Origin of the sequence: Pseudoalteromonas mucoides, from assembly GCF_049257175.1 — a bacterium.
Taxonomy (GTDB): domain Bacteria; phylum Pseudomonadota; class Gammaproteobacteria; order Enterobacterales; family Alteromonadaceae; genus Pseudoalteromonas.
Map to the genome: position 1 here is coordinate 82,240 of NZ_JBMMUC010000009.1, position 12,049 is coordinate 94,288.

Sequence of the window (12,049 nt, forward strand, 5' to 3'; positions counted from 1 at the left end):
ATAAACGATAAGTCTAAAGTAATTGATGCTAATGATAACTTCTTGAATGGTGTGAAATATAGCCGAGCTCAACTAGTTGGTAAACACCATGAGATTTTTCTCGCCTAATGAAGTTAACTCAGAAAAACATAAGAATTTTTGGTTAAAATTAAAACAGGGAGAATTTGTTTCTGGGAGATTTAAGCGGTTTGATAGTAGATGGAAATTTTTTGTGGTTAGAGGCTTCATATAACCCAGTTCATGGCGATACAGGTGAACTATATAAAGTAATCAAATTTGCTACTGTTATAACAGAACAAATGAACAGAGAAATTGAAAAAACCTCTGAGATAGCCTTTAATATTTCGCGAAGAACAGGTGAAAATGCAGATTTAGGCCTCATTGTCATTGGTATTACGATTTAAAAAGTCACAGCTCTATCTGAGGGTTTATCTAATGCAAGTAAAAAATAAATAATCTCGATACACAGTCAAATAATGCGGGAGCCGTAATGCATGATATCCAAACGGGAGCTAAAGAAATAGTTTTGACTATCAGGCAATTTAGGGATAGTTTATGACGGTATGCCGTCTACCCATGCTAATTAACCTCTTAGATTCAAACTGTAAGTGCATAACTTGTTTTGGCGAGATTAAGTGGTCAGTTGCTCACAAGCTAACTGCTTTTTCTACGGCAAGAGATTTTACAATGAGACATTACAAACAACTGACTTATGAGCAAAGGTGCCAGATCGATGCTCTAAAGGAAAGCGGTTTTACGCAACTAAAGTATTGCTGAGCTAACTAATTTATCGCAATCTACGATTTCAAGAGAGCTTTCTAGAAATACAGGCAAGTGAGGTTACAGATACAAACAAGCTCATGAGCGGGCTTTGTCTCGCCGAAGAAGTGCAAGAAAACCTCTTAAGATGACACTTGAAATGATGACTTTAATTACCCAGAAGCTTAATGAGAAGTGGAGTCCTGAACAAATAACGGGAGGTTGCGCAAGGAAAATAAACAATCTGTCAGTCATGAATGCATTTATCTATATATCTGGGAAAATAAAAAAGCAGGTGGTGAGTTATATCTACATTTGCGCCAACACGGTAAGAAATATCACAAGCGTAGTCATGGTAAGACAAACCGAGAGCAAATAAAAAATCGCGTTAGCATTGAAGAACGTCCACAAATAGTTGATGAGAAAGGCCGTATCGGAGATTAGGAAATAGATACCGTCATAGGTAAAGGTCATCGAGGCGCCCTGGTTACCATTGTAGAGCGGGTCACCCAATTCACTGTATCAACTCAGGTGGCAGGCAAAACAGCACGAGCCGTCACTGCGGCGACGATAGAACTATTAAGACCATATAGGTCAGCGCTTTATACCATCGCGGCTGACAATGGAAAAGAGTTCGCTTATCATGAGCAAATCACAGAGGCATTAAGTGTTCCTGTTTATTTTGCTCACCCTTATCACTCATGGGAGCGCAGATTGAATGAAAACACGAATGGATTACTACGCCAGTATTGGCCGAAGAGCACAGATTTTAAGGCGGTAACACCAGCGCAAGTTATGCCAGTACTTAAACAACTTAATAATCGTCCGAGGAAGACACTTGGATTTGAAACGCCTGCAAAATTGATGCAGGATCACTTAGCGGCTAAAGCCGCCTAAACGTTATGCACTTCAGATTTGAATCCGCGTCACTTAAAAATTCGTTTCAAATGAAAAATTTTAACTTTTTACTCCAGAAAGCATATACGAAAATACTTTACCTTCAATAAATACCGGTTCAAACGTCATTTGAATACCAACCTCAGAAAAAACATCCACAATGTCATTTATTTCAGAAGGTTCATAACCTACAGATAACTGTTGCTCAATTCTTATTTTATAAAGAGCATAATTTTGCCACATGTTTTCAAGTCTAAGTAATGAAATATTTTCGTTAGAAGTTTTAATAAGGGGCAGAATGTCTTCAATAACTCCGGAATTAGTAATCCCCCCTTTACTTGAAACATCAATTTTTTTTAATTCATCAATAATTTCCTTAGCAATTAAAAATATATTCTTTTTATTATCTTCACTTTTGCTTTCCAGTTTCAAACTTATCACTTTTTTTATGTTGAGGTATAAATCTTCGTTTTTCAACATATTATCCAAAGCGTTAATAATACAATCTGAGGTGCCTGTTACAAATGAGAGTTTTGAATGGACGTTATATAAAAAACAGCCACCTGACTTCAGTACTCTTGATGTTTCTATTGCAGCTTTTTTAGGTTCAGCGTATTCAAATGCGAAATTCGAAAAAAGAACATCCATCGAACCAGCTTCAAAAGGCATTTCCTCTATAGTTGTTTCATCGAAAACTTTGAGTTTTTTATCTGCCCTAAAAAGTAACTCATTCAATTGCACTTTGCTATAATCCATTGCATTCAATGTGAAATTTCTTCCTTCCAATACGTTAATTATAATAGAAGTTAAAAACCCATTACCACAACCTAACTCTAATAAACTAGAATTCTCTGGTATTTTTACATGACTAATAGCTTTTTCCCATATCAACTTAAGCTGCTTATCCGCAGTACTATCTTTAGGAAAGCAACTTGTAAGACCTGTACTCCAATAATTACCCCATGCTATTTCTGACATATACTATTACCTACGTTTAATTTCCGCCTATAAGTCACATCTATATGATCTTATTGATATAACAAATAAAAAAGGGAAGCATAGCTTCCCTTTTTATATTTTAATTACGTATTAAAATTTAATGCTATAGCCACCAAAGATTTCTCTGCCGTAGTGACCACGGATATAAAGCGTGTCATTGATCCAGTTACCTACATCATCATAAATTACACCTTTATCAAACAAGTTACGAGCACCAACGGTAACTCTACCGAAATTACCGAAATCATAAGCTGCAGTTAAGTTGTGAGTAATATAAGTAGGTCTATCCCCTGTAGATTCATTTATAATTGAGCCATCGCTATTAATTACCGGAGCGCTAACCATTCCTGTAGAAGCAATTGCATCAGTTACCCAGTTTACACTTAGGTTATCAACACTATAACCCAATTCAAACTGTGAACGCCACTTTGGTAAGCCTGGGTGGCCTTTATAATCTTGTGAAGGGCCACCAAAGTAAATATCTTCCAAAACTTCTAACAGGTAAGTTGTTTGCGAGCGTAAACGGAAGTCACCAAAGCCTGTCTCAAGTCTGTATGTTAGCTCTAAGTCTAAACCAGTACGGCCCGATACGGCACCATTATCTGCAGTCGTAACTATATCCTCAGAAAAAGCACCTTGTGCATTACGCTCATATGATAATGTTGGGTAAGCATCAAGAAGTTGATTTAGCACTCCACCAAAATCAGCATACATCAAATCTTGAACAGTAATATTTGCAACAATGTCTTCAACTTCAACATCAAAATAGTCAAGTTTAACAGACAAGTCTTCCACACCAGAATAAACAACCCCAATATTCATATACGTTGACGTTTCTGGTTTAAGGTTACTGTTACTCTTTATAATATTATCAAACTGTCCTTCAGGACATTCGTTTAATGGAATACCTTGCGCTTTACAAGCAGGGTAATCAGTAGCAAATGTTGCAGAGAAAGAATCTTGACCTAAAAGCTCATCTAAAGATGGCGCACGGAAACCTTTAGAATATGAACCACGAATTAAAAGATCTTCGGTTGGACGATATTCAGCTTTAAAGCTAGGTACGCCTTTTGAACCGACATCGCTGTAGTCATCGTAACGGTATGCACCTGAAAGTAGAAGTTCATCTGTTACAGGTAAGCTAATTTCATAAAAATAAGCATCATTTGTACGTGAACCAGCAGAAGTATTACCGGCACTACCACCTACTAAACCAGCTTCAGATTGAGAATCAAATTGAGAGCTGTACTGAGTTTCGTAACGTTCTGCACCAATATAGTGAGAAATCATACCACCAGGCAATTCACCTAATTCAAAGCCTGCACCAGCAAAGATGTGGTCAAAAACATTCTGGTTTTTACGATAAGTAGTAAGTGACATGTTAGACTGGCCGTCTTCAGTCCCTAAAGGGATATCATTAGCAAGGTTATAATATAAACCAGCATAACTTAAATAATCACGTCCTGTCTCATGGTAGTCTAACTTAGCTCTGTGATAAGAAACTTCCCATTCAACATTGTCTGCAATCATACCCTTGAAGCCAATAATGTAATCTTGTTGGTAATCTTCAATCAGGGTGCCACGAGGACCGATACCATACCAACGGAAATTACCATCAATTTCAACATCATACGGGTTGTGTTCATTGCCTACAGGAATACCATCCCAGTTTGCTGCTGCTGGTGCATATTGTCCGTATGATTCATTTTTACTGAACATAGCACGCGCATAAACTTCAACATCATCAAGAATTTCATAATCCATTGACGTCATAACTGCGTCACGATTTGTTGAAGCACTGTTAGTAGATACATTTGCATATGCGTATCCACACACTTCACCACCACCAATACCACCTAAAATAGTACCTTGGTCTAATGAACCTACAAAACCAGGTACGGTTGCAGTTAATTGATCACAAGCAGGTGATGCTTCACGATCGCCTGTAACAGGGTTAAAAATTGAAGCTCCATAGTAACTGATACCTACGGTATCATCGTAAATAGATATTATGCCATCACCGTTACGGTCTTCCATAGACGCAGCAGTGTAATCGCGCATTGAATCCGATATAAAGCCTTGCTCTTGATGATCGTATACAAATGTAATACTGCCTTTATCGCTAGACACACCAGCTGAAAATGACATTGTTTTAGTATCGCCACCCTCAGCATCTGGACGACCATATGAGATATCAAAACTAACACCTTCAAAGTCTTTCTTTAAAATAATATTGATTACACCAGCAATAGCATCAGAACCATATATAGCAGATGCACCATCTTTTAAAATTTCAATTCTTTCAACTGCCGCTGCTGGAATACTGCTTAGGTTGGCAGTCGAGCCGCCAAGAGTTGGAGAGCCGGCTAGTCTTTTGCCATCTAGTAGTACCAGAGTACGCCCAGCACCAATACCCAACAAGTTAATAGTAGACTGCGATTGAGCACCATTACCTGAGCTAGGTAAATCAGCACCAAAGCTATTACCTGTTAATGACTGAAGAGCATCTGATACTGATAGTCTACCAGCATCTTTCATGTCACTAAATGAGATTATTTCTACTGGTGACGCACCTTCAAGATCAGTACGTTTAATACGTGAGCCTGTTACTTGAATTCGTTCTACTTTTTCAACACCCTCTTCTGCAGCATTTGAACTTGCTGAAAATGCAGCTGTTGATGCTGCACCAAAAGCAATCGCTAAGCGAACAGCTTTTGAAACTTTATTGTTTAACATTTGATTCTCCCTGGACCACTATTTTGTGGTTATTTTTATTTAACTTCATTTAACAAGTAACAAACATATCTTGTTACCGATACAGGATATTAAACAAAAAAAACCAATCTTGCCAACCTTTGTTTACTTAAATTTAAATAAAAAAACAAAAAAAGCGTAAATATGAAGGTACAAACCATAAATTTTAGAGTTCTGCTGCAGTTCTGATAAAAAATCAATCAAATATAGTTAACATAAAGAAGGATTCTAGTTTCTTTATTCTAAAAAAGGGACCGCTGATGTGAGTTAAAATCACTCATTTTTTGTTTGAGATTAGTTAATATCATCTGTGCAATAGGTTTAATTTGCTTTTCAACATAAACGGCATAATCTAGTTTATTACCAGATTGGTGCAGCCGCGCACCATTGTGGGTATATACATACTCAATGGTTTGGCCTTTATGGACTTCAAAATCGGGGTTTTGCGATTGGTATAATTTTACAGCTTGAACATGTGGGGGGATATTTTTTTGATAATCAGCTAAATGTTGCCCTAGTCGTTTACGGTAAACCAATTTGTTATCAAACTCACCCGCATGTAAACGTTCTATATAACTTTCGATGATGGGTGTTAACATATCAGTTTCAAAATCATCGTCGAAAAGAGTTTCAAATAACTCTACTTGAAATTGCTGTGCAAGCTCAGTCCAATCACTGCGCACGGTTTCCATACCTTTGAACACCAGCTTTTTATCGCCATCATTATTAGTTTGACCCACATAGCGCTTTTTAGAGCCTGTTGCTTTTCCGCGTATGGTGGGCATAAAAAAAGGACTGTAATGAGTTTCAAATTCAATTTCCAAGTAGCTTTGTAAGTCAAACCGCTCTTTTATGTTTTCCTTCCACTTGGCATTGACTGTTAATGCCAGTTGATGACCTATGGCATTACATGCTTTTGCTGGCATTTTTTCATCAAGACTCACGAATGTAGAGTCAGTATCACCATATATAACGGTATACCCGAGTTCTTCAATCCATTTGCGTGTCGTTTGCATTATTTCGTGGCCACGTAGCGTAATAGAGCTTGATAACCGTGGATCGTAAAAACGACACCCTTTAGAACCCAACACACCATAAAGGCTGTTCATAATAATTTTTATGGCTTGAGATAGCATTGGCTGATTAGTCTCTTTAGCTACTTGCCTTGAAGAAGATAACTCTTTAATTAGTTGTGGTAGGTGATGTTCACTGCGAGAGAATAATGCCTCATGAAAGCCTGGTATTGCATCGTTTGTATTGTTTAACCCTTTGATTAGTCCCAATGGGTCAACACAAAAAGTTCGCATTATAGATGGATAGAGACTCTTAAAATCCAGTACTAATACATTTTTATAAAGCCCTGGAGTAGACTCCATAACATACCCGCCGGGGCTTTCAAAGGTTAAGCCATGCTCTCCTAAATTAGGTGCCACATAACCACTTCGATGCAATAAAGGTAAGTACAAATTGGTAAATGCTGCAACTGAGCCCCCCATCCGTTCCATCTCAAGCCCAGTTAACTCTGTACGAACAACTGCGAACTCTAATAAATTTAATTTTTCAAAAATACGATTAACCAGTACACAATCCTGCCGGTTGTAAGCCGCTAACGCTAGTTTGTCTTCATTATATTGGCGGATTATTTCAGCTAAACGATTATCGCTTTGAATTAATTTTTCTTCGCCTAGTACTTTATGACTTACGTTGGCTAAGGAGAAGCTATCAAAATGGTAGGTGGCATTTTTTAAAGTGTCTATCCCATCGACTACACAACGCCCAGGTATGGTTAATCGAGTAAAATTACCTTGTTTAACATATAGCGGGCTATTCCCACGGCCGATATAAAGTTTAACACTTAATTCCTCAGCCCTTCTAAACAGCACAGTAAAGTCAAATTCAATAACATTCCAGCCTATGATGATATCAGGGTCAACATGTTGGATTAGTGTTTGAAATTGTTTTAATAAATCGAGCTCATCATGACACCAGCGGATATTTTGCTCACACTCTGTAGGTTCTCCGATCATGAGTACACAATCAATCTCATCACCTACTAGGCCAATTGAGAACAATACCCCTTCACCACTACATTCAATATCTAAAGAGAGCGTTTTAAATGAAGGGTTATAATTATTTGCAGCTTTAAGTTGCGCATTATCAATTTGTAAGTAGCCATCTTGCTGAGTCACTTCCCCTGTTACATAGACACTGCCTCGAATAAAACGCTCCATTAAAAAGCGATCAGTATGGCGTATATCAGCTTCATAGATATCTAGCGATTGCTCTAGTACTGAGCGAGCTTGATATAATGCTTGTGTCGATAGAAAATAACAGCCAGTGCATTGAGCTGAGTCGAAGTGGCGCAGTGCCACCTTGTTAAAATGCACTAAAATTTGTTGTTCTTGCAATAATGTTTGCGCTTTTTGTACATCAGCAGAGCGAATAAAAAACACGGCTTGCTGATCAGGGATCATTACTTTAATAGGCCCAACATCACTACTGAGCCAATAACACAGGGTGATCCCTTGTTCAGCATTATATTTATTAGGCCCATATTGTTGCCTAGAAAGTATAAAGCCTTGATAGATAGCTTGTGTCAATGTTCAATCCCAATTAATATACAGCACTGTAATTATATACATACTTTAGGTTATTCACCCATGCTTTCTGATCCCTTAAAAGCCACAATTCGAAAAATTCATAAGCATGTGGCTGATAACCTCAATGATTATCGTCCTCGCAGCAGCCAAAACTACTTGGTCGCTGAAATTGCGAAAACCCTTGCGGGTGAATACCATAAAAAACAACGTATTTGTGTAATAGAAGCAGGTACGGGTACGGGTAAGTCCCTCGCCTATTGCTTAGGCGCATTGCCTTTAGCACTTGCCCAAAAAAAGAAACTTGTTATTTCAACAGCAACCGTTGCATTGCAAGAACAACTGATCAATAAAGAGCTGCCTTTTTTTAAAACGCATTCAGGCCTCGATTTTAAGTTTGATTTAGTAAAAGGGCGCCAACGCTATATATGTGCGCATAAACTTCATAATGCTGTAAACGGCGATAGTCAAACACAAATGGAGTTTATGCCCACTCTTACATCGCCATTGAGTACCATGGAAGCAAAGTGTTTGAAACAGCTCTATGATGCCTATACAAATAAAAAGTGGCTAGGAGACAGAGATAGTTGGGCTGATACAATTCCCGACCGAGTCTGGGGGTTAATTGTTTGCGATAAACACGCTTGTCAGCGACAAATGAAAGCACACCAAACCTGCCCTTTTCAACTTGCTCGCCAACGTTTAATGCAAATGGATGTATTAGTTATTAATCACTCATTACTGCTAGCAGATTTAGATTTAGGTGGTGGTAAAATCTTACCCGAGCCTGACAATACAATATATGTCATAGATGAAGCACATCATCTTGCCCATATAACCCGTGATTTTTCATCGGCTGCAGCCACAATAAAGGGCACGATTGACTGGCTTGATAAATTAGTAAAATTTAGCGGTAAAATGGCTAAAGTCATAGTCGGCCAAAAAGCGATTGGGCAAAATTTTAAACTGTGCGACAGTATTAATGACGCCAATAAAGACTTAAAAGTCGTGAGAGATATCTTAGACAACGCCGATTTCAGCTACTCTAAAGATGATACCTACCGCTTTGAACATGGTGAAATACCGGAATCACTACACAATAAAGCAAAAGATATCAGCGAAGCCACTTTAGATGCTCTGCGCTGCTTAAATAAAATGCACGACACAATAGTACAAGATGTCAGTGATGGGGATATCAAACCCTATATTGCAGATCCAATTTTGGCTGAAAGTGGACACTATATAAATCGCTTAGAGCAATTAAATAAGTTGTGGTTTAGTTATGCAACTAAAGGGGAAGGCATTCCTCATGCTCGTTGGATAAAACGGTTAGAGTACAAAAACCATCATGACCACTTACTCAGTGACTGCCCAATTGAAGTGGGTTATTACTTAAAAGACAAACTTTGGCGACAATGTGCTGGCGCCGTTTTATGTTCAGCTACATTGACTGCACTGGGTTCATTTGATCACTTTGCCTATGAAAGTGGTCTTGCTAAAGAAGAAGGGGTTAAGTATTTAAAAGTCCCTTCTCCTTTTGACTACCCAAATCAAGCAACATTGCATATTCCAAAATCGATTATTGAACCAACTCATAAGGATTTTAGCGACCATTTAGCTAAAATCCTTCCAGAGCATTTAAATAAAGAGAAAGCTAACTTAGTGTTGTTTGCCTCTTATTGGCAAATGGATCATGTAGTGAAAGCATTACGTACTAAAAACATCAGCATCTTAGTACAAGGTGAAATGTCACGTGAAGCACTGTTAAAACAGCACACAAAAAACATAGATGAGGGAAAAGGCAGTGTACTATTTGGTACTCAAAGCTTATCCGAAGGACTTGATTTACCCGGGAAATATCTTGAAAATTTAGTGATCACTAAAATCCCTTTTGCTGTTCCTACCTCCCCTATTGAGGAAGCCCAAGCTGAGTTTGTACAAAGTAAAGGTGGTAATCCATTTTTATCTATTACTGTCCCTGATGCGGCGAAGAAATTAGTACAAAGCTGTGGTAGACTGCTGCGCAAAGAGAACGATCAAGGCCTTATTACAGTGCTTGATCGTCGTTTAGTAACCAAGCGATATGGTAAAGCCATGCTTGATACATTGCCACCTTTTAAAAGACAAATAGATTACTAATGTTTGAACTTGCACTTGATCCAACAACATGGGCGCTCTTATGTGCCGTGGCACTGGCTGCGGGCTTTATTGACGCGATAGCCGGAGGTGGCGGAATGCTGACTGTTCCGGCGTTGTTAACTGCGGGCTTACCGCCTCATTTAACATTAGGCACCAATAAACTTGCTGCTAGTTTTGGCTCACTCACCGCCAGTGTTACTTATTTTCGTAAGCAATTATTTAATCCTCGATTTTGGGCAGCCTCTATCATTGCAACAGCATTAGGCGCACTAATAGGCACTTTAATAGTTGATTACTTAAGCATAGAGTTTTTAAATAAACTTTTGCCCATTGTTATTATACTTGTCGCTTGCTATAGCCTTTTCGGTAATCTTAGTAATGTAGAAGATGATGCATTACCACCAATGAATCGTGCTACAAAAATTAAGCAGTGGCTACAGGGTTTAAGTTTAGGCTTCTTTGATGGTTTAGCAGGACCGGGAACAGGGACGTTTTGGACGGCATCAAATAGCTTACTTTATAAAATGAGCTTGTTGTTAAATTGCGGCCTAGCACGGTCTATGAACTTTGTTTCTAACTTTGTATCACTTATTACATTTGTAGCCCTTGGCCACGTTAATTTTTTACTTGGTATTACTATGGGGTTCTTTTTAATGTTTGGTGCTTGGCTGGGAGCACATTCAGCCATTCGCTTTGGCAGTAAATTTATTCGACCTGTGTTTAATACTGTGGTCATTATCTTAGCACTAAAGCTAATTTATGAGGCCTATTTGTAATATGCAATCAGCAGCGTTTGATAAACTTTGCCAGCAAGTGGCTACCTTAAAACAACAAGCAACACAGTTTGATAACGCCAAGTTACTGACCAAAAACCGTTATATGCAAGCACAGCCAAGTTTATTTGACCGACGAGTATTTTCGACTAAAAGTATGAGTTTAGCAGACTATGTCACTGAGATTGAAGAAGAGGTAAGCAACCTCCCTCCACCAGATCACCGTCATGCCTATAATTACGCGCTAGAGCGAATAGGCAATCAAGTACAAGCTGTGTTTAATGTTATAAAATCCACGCCTATTTGGGCAAAAGAAAATAAAAATACCTTTAAACCGCGTAATAAGCCAAAAGTTTACCAACAAGCTGTTAAGAAAATTATGCAGCCTGTGCATGAGCTCTATGATGAGTTAAAACAAAATCATGAGTTTGAGCGTCGTTTAGTGCTTATGATTGAAGAACGAAAATTACAGATGCAAAACGTAGGGCCTGCAAAAGCCAAAGAACTTAATTTAGAAATATTAACAATACACGGTCGACTAGGTCGATGTCGCAAAGCTATTTCAGCCACAGAAGAAAAAATCCAAATCGTCGAGAAACAGCAATTACGCTAACTTTATAACCAATGTCGATTTATTTTCAGTCCTAGTATAAACTGAAAACAGGTTAACATCTTAATGGTAGGTAAGTTTGTGCGATTACATGACGATATACATAATTATTATGAAAAAATAGTTGTTGAAGAAATAATAAAACGCCAACTAGACAAACAATATAATGCTGACGTTATGGCTGATTTTTGTTGTACTGTACTAAACCAGCTGCCACCTCGTTATATACGTTTTGATATTGACATGGCTTTTTACTTACCAGTACAAGAACGCCTTCATATGGAGGAAAGAGTAAATACAGCGATTGAAGTTGCAATTAGTCAAATAGCAAAAAAACAGGTCATTAATGAATAACGATTTAAACCAAGCTCCAACCTATGTAAAGCTCGCAGTTGATTTGATCATGGTTTTAGAACAAAGTGATGTGAGTCCTGAAGACGTACTGCAAGCATTAGAGATTGTAAAAAGTGATTACACTAATAAGCTTGCAGCGGATCAACAATAGTCATTGGTTATAAATC

At 38.1% G+C, this 12,049-nt stretch carries 9 protein-coding genes and 1 pseudogene; 7 read left to right on the top strand and 3 right to left on the bottom strand.

The window, feature by feature from the left end; translation table 11 throughout:
- The first annotated feature begins 209 nt into the window (after positions 1–209).
- Complete coding sequence (locus AAEU30_RS11425) at positions 210–404, top strand: hypothetical protein (protein WP_421960617.1); 195 nt, start codon at positions 210–212, stop codon at positions 402–404.
- A 283-nt stretch (positions 405–687) separates the two neighbouring features.
- A pseudogene (locus tag AAEU30_RS11430) lies at positions 688–1,656 on the top strand (IS30 family transposase).
- A 60-nt stretch (positions 1,657–1,716) separates the two neighbouring features.
- On the opposite strand, the gene AAEU30_RS11435 reads toward AAEU30_RS11430, so the two are convergent.
- The 3 genes from AAEU30_RS11435 to AAEU30_RS11445 form a co-directional block, all read right to left on the bottom strand.
- Positions 1,717–2,634, bottom strand: coding sequence for a class I SAM-dependent methyltransferase (locus AAEU30_RS11435; RefSeq protein ID WP_421960618.1), 918 nt, complete (start codon positions 2,632–2,634; stop codon positions 1,717–1,719).
- A gap of 111 nt (positions 2,635–2,745) precedes the next feature.
- Positions 2,746–5,391 (bottom strand): TonB-dependent receptor domain-containing protein, encoded by a 2,646-nt coding sequence (locus AAEU30_RS11440; protein ID WP_421960619.1) that lies wholly within the window; start codon positions 5,389–5,391, stop codon positions 2,746–2,748.
- Between the two features lie 260 nt (positions 5,392–5,651).
- Entirely contained in the window at positions 5,652–8,009 is a 2,358-nt protein-coding gene (locus AAEU30_RS11445) for a DNA polymerase II (protein ID WP_421960620.1), read from the bottom strand.
- Between the two features lie 60 nt (positions 8,010–8,069).
- Here AAEU30_RS11445 and dinG point away from each other — a divergent pair, with 60 nt between their 5' ends.
- The 5 genes from dinG (at position 8,070) to AAEU30_RS11470 (ending at position 12,033) form a co-directional block, all read left to right on the top strand.
- Positions 8,070–10,145 (top strand): ATP-dependent DNA helicase DinG, encoded by a 2,076-nt coding sequence (dinG, locus tag AAEU30_RS11450; RefSeq protein WP_421960621.1) that lies wholly within the window; start codon positions 8,070–8,072, stop codon positions 10,143–10,145.
- The gene (locus AAEU30_RS11455) at positions 10,145–10,921 is read left to right on the top strand and encodes a sulfite exporter TauE/SafE family protein (protein WP_421960622.1); all 777 of its coding nucleotides are present in this window, start codon (positions 10,145–10,147) and stop codon (positions 10,919–10,921) included. The genes dinG and AAEU30_RS11455 overlap by 1 nt, the downstream gene beginning before the upstream one ends.
- A 1-nt stretch (position 10,922) precedes the next feature.
- A complete protein-coding gene (locus tag AAEU30_RS11460; protein ID WP_421960623.1) occupies positions 10,923–11,531 on the top strand; it encodes a primosomal replication protein in 609 nt (202 codons plus the stop codon).
- A 78-nt stretch (positions 11,532–11,609) separates the two neighbouring features.
- Complete coding sequence (locus tag AAEU30_RS11465; protein ID WP_421960624.1) at positions 11,610–11,882, top strand: late competence development ComFB family protein; 273 nt, start codon at positions 11,610–11,612, stop codon at positions 11,880–11,882.
- Complete coding sequence (locus AAEU30_RS11470; protein WP_421960625.1) at positions 11,875–12,033, top strand: DUF2496 domain-containing protein; 159 nt, start codon at positions 11,875–11,877, stop codon at positions 12,031–12,033. Before AAEU30_RS11465 ends, AAEU30_RS11470 begins: the two co-directional genes overlap by 8 nt.
- The last annotated feature ends 16 nt before the right edge of the window (positions 12,034–12,049 follow it).